The organism is Haloprofundus halobius (assembly GCF_020097835.1).
Taxonomy (GTDB): Archaea; Halobacteriota; Halobacteria; order Halobacteriales; family Haloferacaceae; genus Haloprofundus; species Haloprofundus halobius.
Map to the genome: position 1 here is coordinate 3,205,638 of NZ_CP083666.1, position 20,419 is coordinate 3,226,056.

At 66.5% G+C, this 20,419-nt stretch carries 22 protein-coding genes; 16 read left to right on the forward strand and 6 right to left on the reverse strand.

The genetic code is table 11. The features are described 5' to 3' along the window. Positions 1 to 21: 21 nt before the first annotated feature. Positions 22 to 903: a thiamine-phosphate kinase gene (gene thiL, locus LAQ74_RS16830; RefSeq protein WP_224333712.1), complete on the reverse strand. Its 882-nt coding sequence runs from the start codon at positions 901 to 903 to the stop codon at positions 22 to 24. Between the two features lie 173 nt (positions 904 to 1,076). Between thiL and LAQ74_RS16835 the strand changes: the two genes are divergently transcribed. From LAQ74_RS16835 to LAQ74_RS16850, 4 genes are all read left to right on the forward strand, one after another. Then, entirely contained in the window at positions 1,077 to 2,102 is a 1,026-nt protein-coding gene (locus LAQ74_RS16835) for a lysylphosphatidylglycerol synthase transmembrane domain-containing protein (protein WP_224333713.1), read from the forward strand. Between the two features lie 92 nt (positions 2,103 to 2,194). Continuing rightward, on the forward strand, positions 2,195 to 2,650 hold the full coding sequence (locus LAQ74_RS16840) for a 30S ribosomal protein S19e (protein ID WP_224333714.1): 456 nt from the start codon (positions 2,195 to 2,197) through the stop codon (positions 2,648 to 2,650). An 87-nt stretch (positions 2,651 to 2,737) separates the two neighbouring features. Then, complete coding sequence (locus tag LAQ74_RS16845; protein ID WP_224333715.1) at positions 2,738 to 3,100, forward strand: DNA-binding protein; 363 nt, start codon at positions 2,738 to 2,740, stop codon at positions 3,098 to 3,100. Next, the gene (locus tag LAQ74_RS16850; protein ID WP_224333716.1) at positions 3,100 to 3,693 is read left to right on the forward strand and encodes a DUF7411 family protein; all 594 of its coding nucleotides are present in this window, start codon (positions 3,100 to 3,102) and stop codon (positions 3,691 to 3,693) included. The genes LAQ74_RS16845 and LAQ74_RS16850 overlap by 1 nt, the downstream gene beginning before the upstream one ends. A 33-nt stretch (positions 3,694 to 3,726) precedes the next feature. On the opposite strand, the gene LAQ74_RS16855 is transcribed toward LAQ74_RS16850, so the two are convergent. Further along, entirely contained in the window at positions 3,727 to 3,888 is a 162-nt protein-coding gene (locus LAQ74_RS16855) for a DUF1059 domain-containing protein (protein WP_224333717.1), read from the reverse strand. Positions 3,889 to 4,008: 120 nt separating this feature from the next. Here LAQ74_RS16855 and LAQ74_RS16860 point away from each other — a divergent pair, with 120 nt between their 5' ends. The 6 genes from LAQ74_RS16860 to truA all read left to right on the forward strand — a co-directional run bounded on the left by LAQ74_RS16860 (position 4,009) and on the right by truA (position 8,964). Next, positions 4,009 to 4,926, forward strand: coding sequence for a DMT family transporter (locus tag LAQ74_RS16860; protein ID WP_224333718.1), 918 nt, complete (start codon positions 4,009 to 4,011; stop codon positions 4,924 to 4,926). 206 nt (positions 4,927 to 5,132) lie between these two features. Further along, positions 5,133 to 6,428 (forward strand): histidine--tRNA ligase, encoded by a 1,296-nt coding sequence (hisS, locus tag LAQ74_RS16865; protein WP_224333719.1) that lies wholly within the window; start codon positions 5,133 to 5,135, stop codon positions 6,426 to 6,428. A gap of 106 nt (positions 6,429 to 6,534) precedes the next feature. Beyond that, entirely contained in the window at positions 6,535 to 7,011 is a 477-nt protein-coding gene (locus tag LAQ74_RS16870; protein ID WP_224333720.1) for a hypothetical protein, read from the forward strand. Then, positions 7,004 to 7,549 (forward strand): DUF7965 family protein, encoded by a 546-nt coding sequence (locus LAQ74_RS16875; protein ID WP_224333721.1) that lies wholly within the window; start codon positions 7,004 to 7,006, stop codon positions 7,547 to 7,549. Before LAQ74_RS16870 ends, LAQ74_RS16875 begins: the two co-directional genes overlap by 8 nt. Before the next feature lie 61 nt (positions 7,550 to 7,610). Then, positions 7,611 to 8,084, forward strand: a complete 474-nt coding sequence (locus tag LAQ74_RS16880) for a universal stress protein (RefSeq protein WP_224333722.1) — start codon at positions 7,611 to 7,613, stop codon at positions 8,082 to 8,084. Between the two features lie 25 nt (positions 8,085 to 8,109). Then, positions 8,110 to 8,964 (forward strand): tRNA pseudouridine(38-40) synthase TruA, encoded by an 855-nt coding sequence (truA, locus tag LAQ74_RS16885; protein WP_224333723.1) that lies wholly within the window; start codon positions 8,110 to 8,112, stop codon positions 8,962 to 8,964. Here the strand turns inward: truA and LAQ74_RS16890 are convergent, their stop codons facing one another. Beyond that, positions 8,965 to 10,347, reverse strand: coding sequence for a M28 family peptidase (locus LAQ74_RS16890; RefSeq protein WP_425498497.1), 1,383 nt, complete (start codon positions 10,345 to 10,347; stop codon positions 8,965 to 8,967). Positions 10,348 to 10,497: 150 nt separating this feature from the next. On the opposite strand from LAQ74_RS16890, the gene pepF reads away from it, so the two are divergent. The 5 genes from pepF (at position 10,498) to LAQ74_RS16915 (ending at position 15,918) form a co-directional block, all read left to right on the forward strand. After that, complete coding sequence (pepF, locus tag LAQ74_RS16895) at positions 10,498 to 12,297, forward strand: oligoendopeptidase F (RefSeq protein ID WP_224333724.1); 1,800 nt, start codon at positions 10,498 to 10,500, stop codon at positions 12,295 to 12,297. 355 nt (positions 12,298 to 12,652) lie between these two features. Further along, entirely contained in the window at positions 12,653 to 12,841 is a 189-nt protein-coding gene (locus tag LAQ74_RS16900; protein WP_224333725.1) for a hypothetical protein, read from the forward strand. Then, positions 12,838 to 13,908 (forward strand): isocitrate lyase, encoded by a 1,071-nt coding sequence (aceA, locus tag LAQ74_RS16905; RefSeq protein WP_425498498.1) that lies wholly within the window; start codon positions 12,838 to 12,840, stop codon positions 13,906 to 13,908. The genes LAQ74_RS16900 and aceA overlap by 4 nt, the downstream gene beginning before the upstream one ends. Then, entirely contained in the window at positions 13,909 to 14,820 is a 912-nt protein-coding gene (locus tag LAQ74_RS16910; protein ID WP_224333726.1) for an HpcH/HpaI aldolase/citrate lyase family protein, read from the forward strand. Positions 14,821 to 14,964: 144 nt separating this feature from the next. After that, positions 14,965 to 15,918 (forward strand): VOC family protein, encoded by a 954-nt coding sequence (locus tag LAQ74_RS16915; protein WP_224333727.1) that lies wholly within the window; start codon positions 14,965 to 14,967, stop codon positions 15,916 to 15,918. A gap of 28 nt (positions 15,919 to 15,946) precedes the next feature. On the opposite strand, the gene LAQ74_RS16920 is transcribed toward LAQ74_RS16915, so the two are convergent. The 3 genes from LAQ74_RS16920 to LAQ74_RS16930 form a co-directional block, all read right to left on the reverse strand. Further along, entirely contained in the window at positions 15,947 to 17,167 is a 1,221-nt protein-coding gene (locus tag LAQ74_RS16920) for an iron-containing alcohol dehydrogenase family protein (protein ID WP_224333728.1), read from the reverse strand. Positions 17,168 to 17,239: 72 nt separating this feature from the next. Then, positions 17,240 to 18,058 carry an alpha/beta fold hydrolase gene (locus tag LAQ74_RS16925; protein ID WP_224333729.1) on the reverse strand — a complete coding sequence of 273 codons (819 nt, stop codon included), beginning with the start codon at positions 18,056 to 18,058 and terminating at the stop codon, positions 17,240 to 17,242. A gap of 107 nt (positions 18,059 to 18,165) precedes the next feature. Further along, positions 18,166 to 19,191: a zinc-dependent alcohol dehydrogenase family protein gene (locus LAQ74_RS16930; RefSeq protein ID WP_224333730.1), complete on the reverse strand. Its 1,026-nt coding sequence runs from the start codon at positions 19,189 to 19,191 to the stop codon at positions 18,166 to 18,168. Between the two features lie 123 nt (positions 19,192 to 19,314). Between LAQ74_RS16930 and LAQ74_RS16935 the strand changes: the two genes are divergently transcribed. Next, the gene (locus tag LAQ74_RS16935) at positions 19,315 to 20,340 is read left to right on the forward strand and encodes a TatD family hydrolase (protein WP_224333731.1); all 1,026 of its coding nucleotides are present in this window, start codon (positions 19,315 to 19,317) and stop codon (positions 20,338 to 20,340) included. The last annotated feature ends 79 nt before the right edge of the window (positions 20,341 to 20,419 follow it).

The following is a 20,419-nucleotide window of genomic DNA, read 5'->3' on the forward strand; positions in this document are numbered from 1 at the left end:
AGAGCCGCACCGCCGTCGGCGCTACGCCGAGTGAGTGTAGCCGCGGTCGGGAAGCGACTCGCCGTCGAGTGTTACGCCCGCGCTCGACTCGGTGACGCGTCCGATACGGGTAATCGGCGTCGGTGACACCGACGCTGTGCGTTCGAGCGCCGACTCGGGGAGCGCGAACACCAACTCGAAGTCCTCCCCGAAGTGGAGTGCGGACTTCCAGTACTCCCCGTCGTCGTCGGTCACGTCGTCGACTGCGGAGTCGACCGGAACCGCCGAGGAGTCGAGCGCGAACCCGCAGTCGCTCGCCTCCGCGAGTTGGTGGACCGAACGCGCGAGGCCGTCGCTGGAGTCCATCATCGCCGTCGCGTAGTCGGCGAGTTCCACGCCCGCAGCGACTCGCGGCTCGAACCGGAAGAGGTCGTTGCCGCGTTCGCTATCGCCGCGTTCGAAGTAGCGAAGCGCGGCCGCCGACCGCCCGAGCGTCCCGGTGACGCAGAGCAGGTCGCCCGGAGTCGCACCGGACCGGAGCACCGGGTCGTCGGTTCGGCCGATGGCCGTCGTCGCCGTCGTGAATTCGTCGTGCGTGTCGAGGTCGCCACCGACGTACTCGGCACCGACGAGTTCGCAGACCTCTCGGGCACCGCGGACGAACGCACTCAGTTCGTCTTCGTCGAACGTGGGCGCGGCGTACGCGGCGACGGCCGCCACGGTCTCTGCGCCCATCGCGGCGACGTCCGACAGCGACGCGCCGACCGACCGCCACCCGGCGGTGTAGCGCGTCGTTCCGGCCGGGAAGTCCGTCGTTTCGTGGAGCATGTCGGTCGTCACGACCAGTCCGTCGACGACCGCCGCGTCGTCGCCGGCCGCCGGGAGCTCCGCCGCCAACGTTCGCAACGCCGTCCGCTCGTCCATGGTCGGCCTTTCGGCGTCGGCGCGAAAAAGCCACCGAGGCGTCCGGCCGACCGCTCTCGTGGGAGTCAGCCTCACAGTTTCACGGCTACCGCGACGGAAGAGGGGCGTAAGCTATCGCTACCGCTGCTGTCGATTCCGGTGGCTTAATGCCGATAGTGACCGTCCGGGAGGGTATGGCCAGAGAGAACCTCCGAGCCACTCTGCTCGGCTTCGCCGGCGCGTTGGTGGTGTTCGCGGTTCTCTTCTCGCTCATCGGCGTCGGCGACCTCGTCTACCAGCTACAGAGCGCCGACCCGCGATTCGTCGCGCTCGTTATCGTCGCGACGCTCGGGTGGTTGTTCGCCTGGGGGCTGGCGCTTCGGACCGTCCTCTCAGTTCTCGGCGTCGAACTCTCGGCCGTGAAGTCGTTTCTCGTCTTCTCGGGCGCGATGTTCTCGAACAACATCACGCCGTTCGGGCAGGCGGGCGGCGAACCGGTGACGGCGCTTCTCATCTCGCAGAGTTCGGACGCCGAGTACGAGACGGGTCTCGCCGCCATCGCCAGCGTCGACACGCTCAACTTCGTCCCCTCGATAACGCTGGCGCTCGTCGGCGCGGTGTACTTCGCGACGGAGACGACGCTCGGACAGAGCCTCGAACTGGCGGTCATCGGCGTCGTCGTGCTCGCCACGGCAGTTCCCGGCCTCGTCTACGTCGGGTGGCAGCGACGGTATCAACTCGAACACAAAGCCGTCAGCGTGCTCACGCCCGTCATCCGACGCGTCGCGGAGTTCGTCCCGCGCGTCTCGAAACCGACCGCAGAGAGCATCGAGGGGCGGATCAGTCGATTCTTCGCCGCCATCGAACGCGTCGCAACGAACCCGCGCGGACTGGTACTGGCTGTCTCGCTGTCGGCGGCCGGGTGGCTCGCACAGATGCTCGGCCTTTGGTTCGCCTTCCACGCCGTTGGAACGCCGGTTTCGCCGGCGATTCTGCTGTTCGTCGTCCCCATCGGCGCTATCGCCGGCGTGACGCCGCTACCCGGCGGCGCGGGCGGTATCGAGAGCGTCCTGCTCGTGTTGTTGCTGGCGGCGACGGGTCCTGCCGTCACGCAGTCGGCGATTCTGGCGGCCATCGTCATCTATCGCGGGGCGGTGTACTGGCTGCCGACGCTCATCGGCGGCGTCGTCGTCAGCGTCTTGGGTCTCAACAACACCTGACTGCCGTTCGTGTCGGAGCCGAAACGTCCGCTGGATAGGGCCGACGACGCCAATACGATGCTTTTAAACAGCGCAACACAGAACTCGAAGCCATGGTAACCCTCTATGACGTTCCGGCGGACGACCTCATCCAGGAGGTCGCCGACCGACTCGAGGACCGCATCGAACAGCCCGACTGGATCCAGTTCGCGAAAACCGGGTCGAACCGCGAACTGCCGCCCCAGAACGACGACTTCTGGTTCGTCCGCGCCGCCAGCGTACTTCGCAAACTCGCGACGAAGGGTCCGTTCGGCGTCGAGCGCCTCGCCGTCGAGTACGGCGGCCGTAAGCGCGGGTCGACGCGCTACCGCGTCGCGAAAGCCCACACGGGAACCGGCAGCAAGAAGATTATCCGTGTCATCCTCCAGCAGCTCGAAGCGGAGGAGCTCGTCGAGAGCGCTGGAGGCGACGGCCGCCGCATCAGCGACGAGGGTCGCGCCTTCCTCGACGACGCCGCCGCCTCGGCCTTCGAGTCGCTCGACCGTCCGGAACTCGAACGCTACGCGTAGAGGACACACACGCTTTTCCAGCCGTTCGACCCCGACAGCCGCTAGGCTGTCCGTAATCGTTTTCTGCCGTGCGCGAAAAGTTCGGGTATGAGCGGGAACTCCGACGACGACCGGCTCGACGAACTCCGTGAAGAGCGACTTCAGGAGCTACAGGAACAGGCCGACGGCCAACAGCAGCAGCAGGGCAACGAGGAGGCCCAGCAGGCGGCAGAGGAGCGCGCTCAGGCGCAGAAAGACGCGTTGCTGCGTCAGTACCTCACCGACGGCGCGCGCCAGCGACTCAACGCGGTCCAGATGAGCAAACCCGACTTCGCCGAACAGGTCGAACAACAGCTCGTCGCGCTCGCCCAGAGCGGACGCATCCAGTCGAAGATAGACGAACAGCGGATGAAACAGCTGTTGAAGGAACTCCAGCCCGACAAGAAGCGCTTCAACATCCGCCGTCGCTGATGGAACTGGCCCTCCTGTACAGCGGCGGGAAGGATTCGACGCTCGCCGCGCTCACGCTCGATTCGTTCTACGACGTGCGCCTCGTGACCGCGCACTTCGGTTTCACCGACGACTGGACACACGCGAAGAAAGCCGCCGAGACGCTCGGCTACCCGTTCGAGACGGTCGAACTCGACGACGACATCGCCGCCGACGCCGTCGAGCGGATGCACGCCGACGGCTACCCACGAAACGGCATCCAGAAGGTTCACGAAGCCGCGTTAGAAGCCGTTGCGGGACTCGGCTACGACGCTATCGCCGACGGGACGCGGCGCGACGACCGCGTGCCGACCATTTCGCGGGCGCAAGCACAGAGCCTCGAAGACCGCTACGACGTCGACTATCTCGCGCCGCTGTCGGGGTTCGGTCGCCGTGCGGTCGACCGCATCGTCGACGAGACGCTCGACATCGAGGTCGGCCCGAGCGAGACGGTTCCGAAGGCCGACTACGAGGGTGAACTGCGGCAGTTGCTCGCCGAGACCCACGGGTCCGACGCGGTCGGACACGTCTTCCCGGAACACGAGCAGACGTACGTCCGCGGACTGCTCGACTGAACGCCGTCCGGGCCTCCGGGGGTCGCCCGATAGCTACCTCGTCTCGATATCCTCTCTGATTCTCGACTCGCCGACGTCGAGGTCGGGGTGGTGGTCGTCGTTGTGTCTCAGCGCGTCGTCGACAACCTCGTCTTCGGTTGCCGCAGACGTATCGAACTCGCAGTCGCCGACGGCGCAGGCGTATCCGTAGGACATGACGGTTCGAAGTCGCCGCGGCGCCGCAGAGAGGATTCGGCCTGTATACACCAGCGACCGGACCTGGTGCGGACGACGGTAATCGAACCGCTCTTGCCGGCGCAGACGCGAGCGGTAGACGTGAATTCGGGAATCTCGTACTCGCTCGTCGCCGCCGTCGTCTGGGGCGTCTACCTGTTCGTCCTCAAGCGATATTTCGACGGGATTCCCGGGTCGGTTCTCACCGTCCTCGTCAACGTCGCGGCCGTCGCGTGGTATCTCCCGGTCGTTCTCACATCGGTGTCGCCCTCGGAGATGCCGTCACTCCCGTCTCTGGGCTTCGACGCGCTCGCCGTCGTCGTCGGGACGGTCTGTGCGACCGGTGCCGCGTTCCTGGTTTTCCTCCGGGCGCTCGACGCGGGCGATGTCTCCTACGTCGCGCCGATAAACAAGGTCGTTCCGGTGTTCGTCCTCCCGATAGAGATACTGCTGCTGCACGAGCGACTCGCTCCCGTACAGATACTCGGCGTCGTCGTCGCGACGCTGGCGGTCTACGTCGCCAACTACCGGGGCGGGCGTCTCGCCGACCCGATACGGGCCGCGTCGTCGTCGACGGCGGCGCAGCTCGCGCTGGTGAGCGCCGCCTGCTACGCGGTCAGCGACGTTGGCAAACGAGTCGCGCTCCAGGAGCTGAGCCTCCAGCCACAGCTCTGGGTGGTGATCCTCCTGAGCGGCGTCACCGTCGTCGTCCTCCCCTTTGCGGTCCGGTCGTGGCCCGGCGACGTGTTCACGCGGCGGACGCTCGGCGAACTCGCCGTTGGCGGCTTCCTCGTCGCGCTCGGCGAGCACGTCACGTCGCTGGCGTTCGCGGCGGTCCCGGCGAGCATCGCCTCGCCCATCATCAACACGCAGGCGGTCGTCGCCGTCGTCCTCGGCGGCGTGCTCCTCCGCGAGGAGTTCTTCGGGACGCGACTGGTCGCCGCGGCGCTGGCGGTCTGCGGCGTCGGCCTTATCGCGCTCGACTCGGCGAACCTGAACGCCGTTCTCGGCTGGTTCTGAGTGGCTGACAGGCGACTCTCGTCCGGTTTCGCAAGCGGCGCGTCGCACACCCGCCTCGGCCGCGTTGCGTCGATTCGTTAGCGCACCTGCAGGGTTGGTCCCCTCACGGTATTTGAACGTACGCCACTACTGCCACCACCAGTTGATCTGTCTACCGGCCCGCCGAAAGGACAGCCTTGAAGCGACCGCTCCGCAAACCACCGTACATGTACGACCGACTCAAGGGGTTTCGTGACTTCTACCCCGACGAGATGGCCCCGCGGCGGGAGGTCATCGACACGATGGAAGACGCCGCCGAGCGGTACGGGTTCCGCGAGGTCGGTACGCCCGCGCTCGAACGGACGCAGATGTACGTCGACAAATCCGGCGAGGAGATCGTCGACGAACTGTACGCGTTCACCGACAAGGGCGGCCGCGACGTCGCGCTGACGCCGGAACTGACGCCGACGGTCGCGCGGATGGTCGTCGCCAAACAGCAGGAGCTCTCGAAACCCATCAAGTGGTTCTCGACGCGGCCGTTCTGGCGGTACGAACAGGTACAGCAGGGTCGCTTTCGGGAGTTTTACCAGACGAACGTCGATATCTTCGGCTCGTCGGAACCCGAGGCCGACGCCGAGATTCTGGCGTTCGCCGCCGACGCGCTGACCGACCTCGGCCTCACCGGCGACGACTTCGAGTTCCGCGTCTCACACCGCGACATCCTCGGCGGTCTCCTGCGAGCGTTCCGCTCCGACGTCGACACCCGCGCTGCCGTTCGCGCCGTCGACAAACGCGCGAAAGTCGACGAAACCGAGTATCTCGGGCTTCTCACCGACGCGGGTCTCCCGTGGGACGAGGCCGAACAGTTCGACAGACTCGTCGCGGGCGGCGACCTCGACGAGATAGCCGAGTTCGGTGGCGACGACGTGGAAGCCGCCGTCGAGAACCTCCGCGAGGTGCTGGCGGCGACGGAGGACTTCGGCGCACGCGACTACTGCACCCTCTCGCTGACGACCGCTCGCGGACTGGACTACTACACCGGCGTCGTCTTCGAGTGCTTCGACTCGACGGGCGAAGTCGGGCGCTCGGTGTTCGGCGGCGGTCGGTACGACGACCTCATCGAGAGCTTCGGCGGCCAGCCGACGCCCGCCGTCGGCGTCGCGCCCGGTCACGCGCCGTTGAACCTTCTGTTGCAGCGCGCGGACGTCTGGCCCGAGGGCGCGGCCTCGACGGACTACTACGTACTCTCGGTCGGCGACACGCGGTCGGTCGCATCCCGCGTCGCCCGCGACCTCCGCGCGGCCGGGAACACCGTCGAAACGGATGTCTCGGGGCGGAGTTTCGGCGCGCAGATGGGGTACGCCGACAGCATCGGCGCGGAGACGGTCGTCATCGTCGGCGAGCAGGACCTCGAGAACGACGAGGTGACCGTGAAGGACATGGAGAGCGGCGAGCAGACGACCGCACCCGTCGACGACTTCCCCGGCGACCGCGACGCGCCGAGGTACGACGACTACGCTTGAGGCCACTATCGTCGAACGCCCGGGGTCGAGGCGTTCGACAAGGGGCCGACGACCGAAGCGACCGTCTGCACAATGATTATTGCTAATTGATACGTAGCGTCGGCGAATGGTCCTCTCGCATCCGACCGCCCTCCTCGTCCGCCTGCTCCACGTCACCGGCGTCGGCGTCGCCGTCGGCGGGGCCGTCCTGACGTGGGCGGCGAGTCGCCGAGCGGTCTCGACTGGTCGCGTCGACGCCGCACGTACCGCCCTCTCCGTCGCGGAGACCTACGAGTGGCTCTTCTGGGGCGCTCTCGGTGCAATTGTCGCCAGCGGCGTCGGAAATCTCGGCTCGCTCGGCCTCGCCGTCTCCGGTCTCGAGACGACCTGGGGGACGACGCTCGGGGTCAAACTGGGGCTTCTCGCGGCGTTTCTCGCGGGGTCGGCGGGTCGGACGTTGTTCGTCTCGTTCGCGGCGGGGCGATCCGGCGCGGACGCGGCTCCTGTCACCGCCACTACGCGCCGACTCCGGACAGCCTACGCTGTCACGAGCGTCGTACTCCTCGCGCTCGTTGGATTCGGGGAGGTGCTCGCACATGGCTGAGTCGCCAGTGGACGACTCCGGAGCGCAGCGGCGCTCCGACTCGCGTCCGGACGCGCGGACCGAGGAGGGACGGCCGCTTCCGACGCTGGCCGTGTGGGGACTCGCGACGTTTCACGTCACCGTACTGGTGGTCGTGCTCGTCGTCGCGCTCCATCTCGCTGGACCGCTCGGGGAATTTCTCTCGGGGCTGAACACCGCGATCGGACTCGGCGTCTTCGCGTACCTCTGGGCGCTCACGTGGTGGACGAACCGCCGTGCGCTCGGTGACGCGTGGCGAGGCGACGGATTCGACCCCCGCGCGGCGGCGACACGGGCGACGCTCTGGGGCGGCGTCACGGGCGTTCTCTTCCTTCTCGCGCCGTTCGCCCTGTTCTTGGTTCTGCTGGTCGCGCAGGGTGCGTCCGTTCTGGCAGTACTCGCCATCGGACTGCTCGGCGCGCTCGTCGCCGCCCTCGTCGGCGCGGTAATCGGCGGCGCGTTCGGCGTCGTCGACGTGGTACTGTTCCGCGTGGTCGACGCCGCCCGGAGTCGTCAGTAGCGGCGACTGCCCGGACAAAACACACCTTTCTCCGGGCCGTACGCTCACGCGGTGAACTGAGATGTACGACACCATCCTCGTCGCGACGGACGGCAGCGACCCCTCTGAGGCGGCAGTCGACCGCGCGCTCGACCTCGCGAAGCAGTACGGAGCGACGCTCCACGTCCTCTCGGTCGTCGACACGAGGGTGTACACCGACGTCGACGTCCGTACGGAACCCGTCTTCGACGCGCTCGACGAACGGGCGCGAGAGATAGTCGCCCCCGTCGCCGAGACGGCCTCGGCCGCGGACGTCCCCGTCGTGACCGACGTCGTCCACGGCTCGCCAGCCAGCGGCATCGTCGACTACGCGACCGAGCACGACGTCGACGTGATCGTCGTCGGCACGCACGGCCGACGCGGCGTCAGGCGGATGCTCCTCGGCAGCGTCGCCGAGCGCGTCGTCAGAAACTCCCCGATCCCCGTGTTGACCGTCCGCGGCGGCAACGAAGACGAGAGCGAGGGCCGGAGCGACGACACGAGTCGCGTCCGTTAAGCGCCCGTCGTCCGAACCGTCGGCCATGCGTGCGTTCCGCGTCGCCTACGACGGCCGCCCCTACTACGGGTTTCAGCGTCAACCGGACGTCCCGACCGTCGAGGGCGCGCTGTTCGACGCGCTGGCGAAACTCGGCGTCTACGACGAGACGCGTCACCGGCCCTCAGGCTACGCCGCCGCGGGGCGCACCGACGCGGGCGTCTCCGCCGTCGCGCAGACGGTCACCTTCGACTGCCCCGACTGGTGTACCCCGCGAGCGGTCAACAGCGAACTGCCCGGAACCGTCCGCGCGTGGGCCGCAACGGACGTTCCCGACGAGTTTCACGCGACCCACGACGCGAGTCGCCGCGAGTACACCTACCACCTCTACGCGCCGAAAGCGGGTGACGCGACGGGAGGCCGCTACCCCACGCCCGACCCCTACGCCGCCGTCGACGACGAGCGGGCGAAAGCGGCGCTCTCGATGCTCTGCGGTGAACACGATTTCCGGAACTTCACGCCCGACGACCGGAACACGGTTCGAACACTATCGGGGTCGCTCCGTCGCGACGGCGAGTTTCTCGTGTTCACCATCTCCGCGCCCGGGTTCGCCCGCGAACTCGTCCGCCGCGTCGTCTCGCTCGTCCGCATCGTCGGCTCCGACGCGTCGATGGCGAGAATCGACCATGCGTTCGCCGCCGACTCGCTGGAGGGCCGCGAGGGAATCCCGCCCGCGCCCGCCGCGGGACTGGTGCTCACCGGCGTCGATTACTCTCACATAGCGTTCGAGCGCGACGAGGACGCGGTAGAAACCGTGCACGAGGTGTTCGGCGCGTCGCGGGTCGAGGGCGCGGTCAGAACGCGCGTCTGCGAGACGGTACTCGACGGGACGAGCGAGTGATCACGCCCAGTCGTCGGGCCACAGTCCGGCCGCCCGCATCCCCACCTCGAAGTCGTTCTCGCGGAACGTCGCCGCGAGGTCGTCGAGGGCCAGTCGCGGCGCGTCCGTCTTCGACAGGTCGTCGACGAGCAGCGCCGTGAGCATGGCGTGTTCGCGGATGTTGCGGTCGTCGACCTTGTCGCGGGTGTCGGCGTGGGTGTGTCCCCAGCCACGGCCGCGCTCGCCGCTGTCGCTGTGGAGTTGGAACGCCGGAACGCCCTCGCGGACGAACGGCCAGTGGTCGCTGAACGGGTGCGGGTCGTCGCTGACGTCGATGGGTTGGCGGGTCGTCTCCTCAATTCGCTCGGCGGCGGCGCTCATCGCGTCGGAGTTGTGCGTCAGCGCGACGAGGTTGCGGAACCGCCCCGCGCCGTCGACGTTGACGACGGCTTTGATCTCGTTCAAATCGCTGGTCTCGGCGACGTATTCGGCCCCTAAGAGGCCGATCTCCTCGCAGCCGACGCCGGCGACGCGGACGCCGACGTCGAGGTCGGCCTGCGCGAGAATCCGCGCGGCGGTGACGACGGTGGCGATGCCGCAGCCGTTGTCGAGCGCGCCCTCGGCGATGTCGTGGGCGTCGTAGTGTGCGAGGAGGAGCAGCTCCTCGTCGGTGTGGGGACCGACGTGGCCGACGACGTTCTGGCTCTCGCCCGGCGCGGTCTCGGCCTCGACGGCGATGCGGACGCGGCCAGTCTCGCCGCTGTTGTTCGCGGCGTACTCCTTCAGCCACTCGCCCGTCTCCTTGCTCACGCCGACAGCCGGGACCGACCCCTCGTCGCCGAAGGTGAGCGAGCCCGTGGGCGGCAGTTGGCCCTCGATGTGATTGACGAAGACGAACGCCTCCGCGCCCGCCTCGACCGCGCAGCCGTACTTCTCCATGCGGTGGATGAATCGCCCGGAGGGTGTCGTCGTGCTGGCGACGACGATTTTCCCGTCGACGTCCTCGGCTTCGATCTCGTCGGGCGTGCCGTAGCCGACGTCGACGAGTTCGGCCTCCACGTCGCCGGAGGGCGAGTACGGCAGCGCGATGGCGTCGAACGGCCGCTCGACGGGGACGGTGAGTTCGAGTTCCGTCCATCCGCGGGTCCACTGGGTCATCTCGAACGTGTCGAGTTCGATGTCGTCGACGCCCGCGTCGGCGAACGCGTCGGCGACGAGGTCCGCCGCTCGTCGCTCGCCCGCGCTGCCGCCCATGCGGTCGCCGAGCGCGGTGAGGTCGGTGATGAACTGCCACGGTGTGTCGCCGACCCACGTGCGACCCATCGCGGCGGCGAACGCCTCGGCCGTCTCGGCCGCGTCGCTCGCATCTGCTGCGTCGCCCGGTGTCGTCTCCTGTTTGGACATGGCCCGGGGTTGGGCACACCCTGACATAGGTGCTCGGTTCGCGGAAGTCGTCGTCACCGTCCCCTCCGCGCTCTCACCGCTGAGTCGTCGGCAACAGTTGCCCTGTTTCGACTTGACAAGGTTTACCCTCGTACCGGGCAACCACCGACCATGAGTTCGGTTCCCGAACGCAGCGACATCGACGAGGAGTACAAGTGGGACCTGGAGAGCATCTACACCTCCGACGACGACTGGAACGAGGCGTACGCGGACGTCGAATCGCGCATCGACGACATCGAAGCGTACGAGGGTCGAGTGACCGAGGACGCCGAGACGCTCCTCGAACTGCTCGAACTCTTCGAATCCGTGATGCGCGACGTCTCGAAAGTCACCTCCTACGCGCAGCTCCGAGCCAGCGAGGACACCCGAAACCAGGAGTATCAGGCGCTGTCGGCGCGGGCACAGTCGCTGGCGGCCGACGCTCAGAGCGCCTCCAGTTTCGTCGAACCCGAGCTACAGAATCTCGGCGAGGACGATGTAGAGGCGTTCGTCGACGAGGAGCCGGCGCTCGCGGCGTACGAACACTACTTCGACGACGTGCTCCGAGCCAAACCGCACACGCGCTCGAAGGAGGTCGAGGAACTGCTCGCGAACCTCTCGGAGGTGATGGGTGCGCCGAGCGACTTCTACTCGATGCTCGCCAACGCCGACCTGACGTTCCCGACGGTTTCCGACCCCGGCGGCGACGAGGTGGAGATCTCGCAGGGCAACTTCACGAAACTCCAGAAGCATCCGAACCGCGAGTTCAGAAAGGAGGTCCACGAGCAGTTTTACGACGAGTGGGAGGACGTGCGCAACTCCGTCGGCAGTTCGCTGAAGAACAGCGTCAAAGCCGACGTGAAACTCGCGGAGGCGCGCAACTACGACACCGCCCGAGAGGCGGCGCTCGACGGCCCGAACATCCCGGTGGAAGTGTACGACAACCTGCTGAGCACCGTCCGCGACAATCTCGACCACCTCCACCGCCACGCCGACTTGAAGCGGCAGGCGCTCGACGTCGACGACCTCCAGATGTGGGACCTCTACATGTCGCTGACGGGCGAGGAGGGTCCAGAAATCAGCTACGAGCAGGCCAAAGAGCACGTCGTCGAGGCCGTCGCACCGCTCGGCGAGGAGTACCAACAGCGGATGGCCGAAGGCCTCGAAGACCGGTGGGTCGACGTGTACGAGAACCGCGGCAAGCGCGCGGGGGCGTACTCCTCGGGCACGTACGACACCCAGCCGTTCATCATGATGAACTACCAGGACGACATCACCTCGATGTTCACCCTGGCGCACGAACTCGGCCACTCGATGCACTCGGAGCTAGCGAAAGACGAACAGCCGTGGCAGTACGCCGACTACGAGATCTTCGTCGCCGAGGTCGCGAGCACGGTCAACGAGACGCTTCTCACCCACTACCTGCTTGAAAACGCAGACAGCGACGAACTGCGCCGTCACGTCCTCGACGAGTACCTCGAACGGTTCCGCTCGACGCTGTACCGCCAGACGATGTTCGCCGACTTCGAACTGCAGATCCACGAAGCGGTCGAGTCGGGCGAACCGCTCACCCCCGACGCGTTCGACCAACTCTACGGCAATTTGAAGGCAGAGTTCTACGAACCCGCCGAGGTCGACGACCGCATCGCCCGCGAGTGGATGCGCATCCCGCACTTCTACTATAACTACTACGTCTACCAGTACAGTACGGGCATCAGCGCCGCCGTCGCCGTCGTCGAACGCATCCTCGACGAGGGCGAGGACGCGGCCGCTGACTACCGCGAGGCGCTTGCGATGGGCGGCAGCGCGTACCCGATGGAAGTGTTGGAGACTGCTGGCGTCGACATGACCTCGCCCGAACCCATCGAGGACGCTCTAGGGGTTTACGGCGAGTATCTCGATCGCGTCGCCGAACTGCTAGACTTCGAATAACCGTCGCATCTCCCTTCTTTTCTCCACGTTCTCGATTCGGCGCCGTCGCGCTCTCACCGCTGCATGACTTGTGTTACCATCCATCACTTAAACACCACATACGCGAAATAAGCCATTAACAAATATTATCATTATCAATCATTACCTTTATTGCTCACTTCCCAGTCCCTCCTGATGCGGTGACCACGATGGCAGTACACGTACACCTCACGACCCGCAAAGCGGCCGACAGCCGACCCGACAGCCGACCGACTTCACGACCGAGACGACCCACATGACTTACACCGACCCGACGCGACGCGACCGAACCAGAACCGACCGACGAACGCCGCAGACGACGATACGAACAACCCGAATGCGACCCGACGAGGCCGAGGAGGAAGCGCCGCTGGTCCCCTTCATCCAGACGGGCGAGACGACCGAGACGCGACGCGAGTTCCGGACCGAACTGACGAGCCTGAAGCGCCAGATCACGCGGCTCGAACGCGCGCTGGAGCGTCAGGAGCGACCGACCGAGACGACCCGACCGGAGGAGCGCCGATGAATCAGAACGGAGAGACGCCGACGAGCGACGGCGAGGAGCGGCCCACCGGCGACGCCGTCACGACCCGAGACCTCGACAACCCGATGGGACGGGAGTTCAGGCGCAAATTGGACGAGCAGCCGTACGTGTTCGCCCCCGGCCTCTACCACGCGCTCGACGCCCGAATCGCCGAGATGGCGGGCCACGACGCCGCTTACATGAGCGGCTACTCCACCGTGCTCGGCCAGTTCGGCTTCCCCGATCTGGAGATGGTGTCGATGACCGAGATGGTCGAGAACGCGAAGCGAATCGTCGACGCCTGTAACATCCCGGTCGTCGCCGACTGCGACACCGGCTACGGCGGCGTCCACAACGTCCGGCGGGCGGTCCGCGAGTACGAGAAGGCCGGAGCCGCCGCCATCCACATCGAAGACCAGACGACGCCGAAGCGCTGCGGTCACATCGCGGGCAAGCAGATCGTCTCCCGTGAGCAGGCCCGCGCGCGCTTCGAGGCCGCCGTCGACGCCAAGCAGTCGGAGGACACGGTCATCATCGCCCGTACCGACGCCTACGGCTCCGCCAACGGCGACTGGGAGGAACACCTCGAACGCGGGCGCATCTATGCCGACGCTGGCGTCGACATCGTCTGGCCGGAGATGCCCGACCCGAGTCGGGGGGATGCGGTCCGCTACGCCGAGGCGATTCACGAGACCCACCCCGACCTGACGCTGGCGTTCAACTACTCCTCGTCGTTCGCGTGGTCCGAGGAGGACGACCCGCTGACGTTCGCGGAACTCGGCGACCTCGGCTACGGCTACATCTTCATCACGCTGTTCGGCCTTCACTCGGGCGCACACGCCGTCTACGAGGACTTCCAGAAGTTGGCCGAGGACGGCGAAGAGGCGCAGTTCGACCTCGAATCGCGCTACTTCGGTCACCCGACCGAGTCCCACCACGAACTCTCGTTCGTCGACCAGTATCAGGAGACGGAGATGCGCTTCGACGCCGAGGCTCGGTCGCGCATCGAGGAGTCGGCGGGCTACAGCGAGGAGCAGACCGGCCCCATCGGCACGGAGGGGGGCGAGTAGATGCCCGACGTCACCCTGCGGCGGAGTCAACTGGCGACGCCCGGCAGCGACCCGAAGATGATCGAGCGAGCGCCCGGATCCGGGGCCGACGAGGCCTTTCTGGACCTCGAAGACTCGGTCGCGCCGAACGAGAAGATCGACTCACGCCGGAACGTTATCGAAGGCTTACAGGAGTACGACTGGAGCGAGACGCGCCCCTGCTTCCGGATGAACGGCGTCGACACCCAGTGGTGGTACGACGACATCATCGAGGTCGTCGGCGAGGCGGGCGAGTATCTCGACACCATCATGGTGCCGATGGTCCACGACACCGGGACCGTCAGAACGGTCGAGAACCTCCTCACGCAGGTGGAGGCGAACAACGGGCTCTCCGAGGGGGAGATCGGCCTCCAGACCCAGATCGAGAGCGCCGAGGGGATGAACAACGCGCCAGAAATCGCCGCCGCGAGCGACCGCATCGAGTCGCTCGTCTTCGGCCCCGGTGACTACACCGCCAGCGTCGGCGCGGCCGGACTCACCATCGGCAGCGGCGAGGAGTATCCGGGCCACTACTGGCACTATCAGTTGGCGCGCCTCGCCCACGCCGCGAAAGCGCAGGGACTCCAACTCGTCGACGGACCGTTCGCCGACATCGAAGATGCGGACGGGTTCCGCGACTCCTGTCGACACGCGAGTCTGCTCGGCTGTGACGGCAAGTGGGCCATTCACCCGAGTCAGATCGAACCCGCAAACGAGGTGTTCGCGCCCGATACCGAGGAGGCCGAGAAGGCGCGGCGCATCGTCGACGCCTACGAGACGGCGACCGGCGAGGGCCGCGGCGCAGTCTCGGTCGACGGCGAGATGGTCGACGAAGCGACGAACAAGATGGCGAAGAACGTCGTCGCCCGCGCCGAGCAAGCTGACGTGCTGTAACGTCGCGTATCCACGAGCGCCGTCGATACCGGATTCTCACCGCTCGTTTTTCGCTCCGTTGTCCGAACGCTGAGTGTCCGTCGAACGAGAACGCGGCACGAAAGTATATTATATATCTGTGCTAACATCTCGTGAGAGCTCAGCATGGTATCAGTAGACGGTATACACCACGTGACAGCGTTCGCGGACGACCCGCAGGAGAACTACGATTTCTTCGTCGACGTGCTCGGACTACGATTCGTCAAGCGGACTGTCAGGTTCGACGTTCCCGAGAAAATCTACCATCTCTACTACGCCGACGGGATGGGGACACCGGGGACCGTCGTGACGTACTTCCCGATGACGAACATGGAGATGGAGCGGGGACTCGTCGGGAAAGGACAGATGAGTTCGACCGGACTCACCATCCCGGAGGGGTCGGTCGACTACTGGACGGGACGGTTCGAAGAGCACGACGTCGACTACGAGATATCCGAACGGTTCGGTGAAACCGCAATCGGGTTCACCGACCCCGACGGCGTGCCGTACGAACTCGTCACCGGCGAGTCGGATATCGATCCGTGGGACGGCGGCGACGTGCCGACCGAACACGGGATTCGCGGCATGCACAGCGTCACGGTCCACTCGAACGACCCCGCCGGGACGTTCGACGTGCTGGAGACGATGGGCTGGGAGCGTGTCGGCCGCGCCGACCACCCGCAAGCCGGTGACCGCGTCCGATACGAGGCCCCGGTGTCGACGCCCCGAGCGAACAAAGTGGACGTGCTCATTCGACCGAACGCCCCGCAGGGCGTGATGGGTATCGGGACGTACCTGCACGTCGCGTTCCGCGTCGAAAACGAGTGGGAGCAGAAGGAACTCAGCGACAGACTCCGCGACAACGGGTACATCACGACCTCGAAGAAGGACCGCGACTACTTCCAGTCGCGGTACATCACCGAACCCGGCGGAGCGATCTTCGAGTACGCGACGAACGGGCCGGGCTTCGAACTCGACGAAGAGCCCGAAGCGTTCGGCTCCGAACTCCGGGTTCCGGCGTGGCTCGACGTGGACATCGAGCGCATCGAGGCGATGCTCCCCGAGCTAAACACTCGCTGAGCCGTCGCTACCGAACGCACTTTCTCTTTCACCACGCCGCGTTGAGCACCGCGAGAATCTCCTCCTTCGTCGGGTCGAGACCGGGTGGAACCGTCGTCATTAGGTTGTCGTTCGCGATGGTGTCTGCGACCACCGAGAACTCCTCCCGGCGCACTTCGCCGAGTTCACGGAGTCGCGACGGGAGTCCCAACCCGTCGCGAACGTCGACGACGGCGTCGACGATACCCTCCGCGAGCTCGTCGTCGGTTTGGCCCTCGACCTGAACGCCGAGCGCTTCGGCCAACAGTTCCCGGCGGGCGTCCACGCTGTCGAAGAGGTATCGAAGAACGTGCGGGGCGACGACGGCGTGAACGCGGCCCTGATGCACGTCGTAGTTGCGCGTGAAGCCGTGGCCGAACGCGTGGACGAGTGAGAGTTTGAACTGCCCCGGCGTCGACACGCCGTACTGGACGAGCACGGTGCCCGTAACCGCCTGTGCGAGGTTCTCGCCGTTCTGTCCCCCGTCTCCCGCCCCGAGTGCCGGAAGACTCGACCGGAGGAGCCGAAGCCCCCGCATCGCGGTGCCGTCGGTGATGGGCGTCGCGTTTCGGGTGTACAGCGCCTCTAACCCCTTGTCGAACCCGTTCATCGCCGACGCGGTCAGTACCGACTCCGGCGTCGTCGCGAACAGGTCGATGTCGTAGAACAGCGCCGTCGGCATCAACCGCGCGTCACCGATGCTGCTGCCGATTGGCTCGTCGTCGGGACCCATCGCCAGCGTCACGCCGGCGACGGTCGAGAGGTCGGCGCCGGCCAACGTCGTCGGCACCGCGAAAACCGGCGTCGGCGTCCCGTTCGCCGACACCGACAGATCACCCGACTCGATGGCTGCGGCGGCGACTTCTTCGGGCGATTCCTCGTGTGAGCGCAGCGCGGCGATAACCTTCGCAACGTCGAGGCTGCTCCCGCCGCCGAGTGCGACGAGCGCGTCGACGTGCTCCTCGTCGGCCAGCCGTGCACCCTCGACCGCCCTCCCCAGATACTTCTCTGGGGTCGTCTCCGCGAAGACGCCGACGAGTCGGTCGCCGACGCCGTTTCGCACGGGATCGACGACTTCGGGCGTCGACCCGACGGTGGACCCGCAGACGACGAGCGCCCGGCCCAGTCCTCGACGCGCCAGTTCGTCGCCGATACCGGCGACTGCGCCCCGCTCGCAGACGATCTTCCCCGGCGAGAACGCGAACTCGAAGGCGCATTCAGAATCGCTCATTACCCTGAAGACGGTCATTTTCGGAATAAGCGTTCGGTCGAGAGCGGCGGTGCGTTTTCGACATCCGGTTACTCACAACGCCGCGACGAACTCGGCGAGTTCCCGGTTGTACCGCCCCGGTGCCTCCCAGAACGGCGTGTGTCCGGTATCCGGATACACCGATAGTCGGGCGTCCGGGGTGCGCTCGGCGTTGCCTTCGGCGGCCGCGACGTCGACGACGGCGTCATGTCCGCCGTGAACGAATATCGCCGGAACGTCGAGTTCTGCAAGCACGTCGTCGTGGTCGACGGTCCGCGACCGGAGCGAGCGTCGCACGTGGGGCGGGACGACGACGTTGTAGCCGAGCATCGAGTAGAGTTCCTCGGTCGGTAGCTCCGCGTGGACGCACCGACGGAGAAACGCTTCGAGTGCGTCGACGCTCTCCTCGGCGTTCTCGGAGCCCAATTGGGGCAAGAGGTCGACGTAGCCGGGGTTCAACAGCGCCGTCGCAGCGTCGGTTCCCATCTTCGAGATGGCGCTCACGAGGTTCACGCCCGCGACGCGGTCGGTGCCGTATGCGTCGAGGTAGTCGAGGACGACGAGTCCGGCGTACGACCAGCCGACGAGGACGATGTCGTCGAGTTCGAGCGCGTCGAGAACCGCGCGCACGTCCTCGGCCCACAGGTCCGAGCGGTCGTACCCCTCCTCGGGTTTCCCGGACTGGCCGTGGCCGCGGTTGTCCATCGAGACGAGTCGGAATCGTTCGGCGAGTCGGGAGTCGTACTGCCGCGTCCACGACCGGTGACTCTGCGAGTAGCCGTGAACGAAGAAAATCGGCCGCCCGTCGGCGTTGCCGGTCTCGACCACGTGCAGGGCGACGTCGTCACCGCCTCGGACGGTGTGTGTGAGCATCCTTCGTATCGGGCTGCGGTCTGTCACGGCTTCAACGTTTGTGCGACCGATTCGCGCGACTCCACCGACACCCGAAACGTCGACCGGCGTACGTGTCCGTCGTGGCGCTAGCGGGTGGGGTACACCATCTTCTTGAGCCCTTCACGGTCCTCCATCTGGTCGAACCCCTCCTGGAGGCCGTTGAGGCCGAACTCGTCGGTAACGAGCGTGTCGACGTCGATACGGCCGTTCTGCAGCAACGTCACCGCCCGCGCGAACGTGTCCGGCGTGAGCGAGTACGTCCCGACGACCTCTCGCTCCGCGGAGAACAGGTCGAACGGCGAGAGTTCGACCGTCGCGTCCTCCGGCGGCACGCCGAAGACGAGCGTCCGACCGCCCGGTCCCGTGAGCGAGTACGCCTGCTCTATGAGCTCCGGAACGCCGACCGCTTCGACGGCGATGTCGACCTCGCCGACGAGGTCGGGAACGACGGTTGCCGGCTCCTCCTCGGTCGGGTCAAGCGCGTGGTCGGCGCCGACTTCGAGTGCCGCCTCGCGGCGTTCGTCGACCGGCTCGGAGACGACGATGGTCCCGGCGCCGCTCGTCCGGAACAGCTGGACGAGTAGCAGGCCGATCGCTCCCGCCCCGATGACGACGACTGTTTCGCCGCTCGTCAGGTCGACCTGGTCGACGCCGTTGATACAACAGCCCAGCGGTTCGGCGAACGCGGCGGTCCGGTAGTCCATCTCACCGATCTCCTCGACGTTTCCGGCGGGGACGCACACGTACTCGGCGAACGCGCCGTCGACGATGTGTTTGGCCGCGCCGCCTATCGACGTGAGGTCCCGACAGAGGTTCTCCCGGCCGGACTTGCACGCCCGACAGTCGTTGCACGGGACCGAGGGGTTGATGGCGACGCGGTCCCCCTCCCGGTACTCTTCGACGCCCTCGCCCGCCGCGACGACCTCCCCGGCGCTCTCGTGTCCCGGCACCATCGGGTACTCGACCGTGAGCGACCCGCTGTACATGTGAAGATCGGTCGCGCAGATCCCACAGGCGTTGATGGCGACGAGCAGTTCGTCGGCGTCCGGCTCCGGACGCTCTCTCTCGCTGATCTCCACCGTCCGGGCGTCGGTTAGTGTAGCAGCCTTCATCGGTCGTCTACGGATAGAAACCGCTCGGAGACGCTTAAAACGCCACGTGTGACCGTCCGCTCGCGGCTGTACTCGTCTCCCCACTCGGTGTGGTTTCTTCTCCCCCGCTCGCGAACTGCTCGTATGGCCCGCCCGACGAGAGACCCGATTCGCCAGTACCCGACGAAGCGACCGATAGACCCCTCGTTCCGAGGCGAGGACGAGAGCGACGACGAGACGCTCCCGCCGGAGTTGACGAACCTGCCGTGGGTCGACGTGCACAACCACGCGCACACGCTGTCGTGGAACGACCGCGAGACGTTCGCACTCGCCGGCTGTCACGCGATGGTGATGGTCGCCGCGGGCTACTACTGGACGCCCTACAAGCCCGTCGCGCCCGACGACGTGCGCTACCTCTGGGACGACGCGCTCGGCCGGCTCGGTGCCATCAGACGCTCGCACGTTTACGACGCGAGACTCGCCGTCGGCGTCCACACCGGCACTCGCGTCGACAACGTCGACGCGTTGTTCGAGGTGATGCCCGACTACTGCGCGCTCGACGAGGTGGCGGCCGTCGGCGAAATCGGCATCAACGCGATCCAGCACGTGAACGCGTGGGACCTCGACGAACAGCGGTACGTCAACCGGCGACAGCTCGAAATCGCCGCCGACGCCGGGCTCCCGGCGATTCTCCACACGCCTTCGAATCCGGGACAGGCCAGCATCCCCGACTACGAGCGCGGTCGGATACCGCGATACGAACTCGACACGAGTCTCCAGCAAGAACCCGTTCTCGACGGCGACACCGTCAAACGCGACGCCATCGAGATAAGCGTCGAACTGAAGGACGAGGCCGGACTCGCCGACGACCGACTCGTGCTCTCGCACGGGCATCCCGACGTCGTCCCGTTCGTGATGGAGAACACCGACTGCTACCTCTCCTTTACCGTGAGCTACCCGTGGCTCCACGGCGTCTCACCGGCCGACGTCGCGGCGGCGATACGGGAGTACGGTCCAGAGCAACTCCTGTTGGAAACCGACAGCGCGGGCGTGCTCCGAAACGACATCTTCGCGCTGAAACGCTGGATATTCGAACTGTACCGGCACGGCGTCGAGGTAGACGACATCAGACGGGTGGTGTACGAGAATCCGATGGAACTCCTCTCGTGACGGTCGAGAGTCCGTTCTCCCGTTGCGTCGGTCTCTCTCCGCCGCGTCGGTCTGTTCCCGCCGTGTCGATGCCAAGAGT

Coding starts and splice junctions, on each gene's coding strand:
- LAQ74_RS16855 (WP_224333717.1), bottom strand. CDS start 3,888: ATGTCCTACGGATACGCCTGCGCCGTCGGCGACTGCGAGTTCGATACG.
- LAQ74_RS16930 (WP_224333730.1), bottom strand. CDS start 19,191: ATGAAGGCTGCTACACTAACCGACGCCCGGACGGTGGAGATCAGCGAG.
- LAQ74_RS16875 (WP_224333721.1), top strand. CDS start 7,004: ATGGCTGAGTCGCCAGTGGACGACTCCGGAGCGCAGCGGCGCTCCGAC.
- LAQ74_RS16845 (WP_224333715.1), top strand. CDS start 2,738: ATGAGCGGGAACTCCGACGACGACCGGCTCGACGAACTCCGTGAAGAG.
- truA (WP_224333723.1), top strand. CDS start 8,110: ATGCGTGCGTTCCGCGTCGCCTACGACGGCCGCCCCTACTACGGGTTT.
- LAQ74_RS16920 (WP_224333728.1), bottom strand. CDS start 17,167: ATGAGCGATTCTGAATGCGCCTTCGAGTTCGCGTTCTCGCCGGGGAAG.
- LAQ74_RS16910 (WP_224333726.1), top strand. CDS start 13,909: ATGCCCGACGTCACCCTGCGGCGGAGTCAACTGGCGACGCCCGGCAGC.
- pepF (WP_224333724.1), top strand. CDS start 10,498: ATGAGTTCGGTTCCCGAACGCAGCGACATCGACGAGGAGTACAAGTGG.
- LAQ74_RS16890 (WP_425498497.1), bottom strand. CDS start 10,347: ATGTCCAAACAGGAGACGACACCGGGCGACGCAGCAGATGCGAGCGAC.
- hisS (WP_224333719.1), top strand. CDS start 5,133: ATGTACGACCGACTCAAGGGGTTTCGTGACTTCTACCCCGACGAGATG.
- aceA (WP_425498498.1), top strand. CDS start 12,838: ATGAATCAGAACGGAGAGACGCCGACGAGCGACGGCGAGGAGCGGCCC.
- LAQ74_RS16935 (WP_224333731.1), top strand. CDS start 19,315: ATGGCCCGCCCGACGAGAGACCCGATTCGCCAGTACCCGACGAAGCGA.
- LAQ74_RS16840 (WP_224333714.1), top strand. CDS start 2,195: ATGGTAACCCTCTATGACGTTCCGGCGGACGACCTCATCCAGGAGGTC.
- thiL (WP_224333712.1), bottom strand. CDS start 903: ATGGACGAGCGGACGGCGTTGCGAACGTTGGCGGCGGAGCTCCCGGCG.
- LAQ74_RS16870 (WP_224333720.1), top strand. CDS start 6,535: ATGGTCCTCTCGCATCCGACCGCCCTCCTCGTCCGCCTGCTCCACGTC.
- LAQ74_RS16880 (WP_224333722.1), top strand. CDS start 7,611: ATGTACGACACCATCCTCGTCGCGACGGACGGCAGCGACCCCTCTGAG.
- LAQ74_RS16925 (WP_224333729.1), bottom strand. CDS start 18,058: ATGCTCACACACACCGTCCGAGGCGGTGACGACGTCGCCCTGCACGTG.
- LAQ74_RS16915 (WP_224333727.1), top strand. CDS start 14,965: ATGGTATCAGTAGACGGTATACACCACGTGACAGCGTTCGCGGACGAC.
- LAQ74_RS16835 (WP_224333713.1), top strand. CDS start 1,077: ATGGCCAGAGAGAACCTCCGAGCCACTCTGCTCGGCTTCGCCGGCGCG.
- LAQ74_RS16850 (WP_224333716.1), top strand. CDS start 3,100: ATGGAACTGGCCCTCCTGTACAGCGGCGGGAAGGATTCGACGCTCGCC.
- LAQ74_RS16900 (WP_224333725.1), top strand. CDS start 12,653: ATGCGACCCGACGAGGCCGAGGAGGAAGCGCCGCTGGTCCCCTTCATC.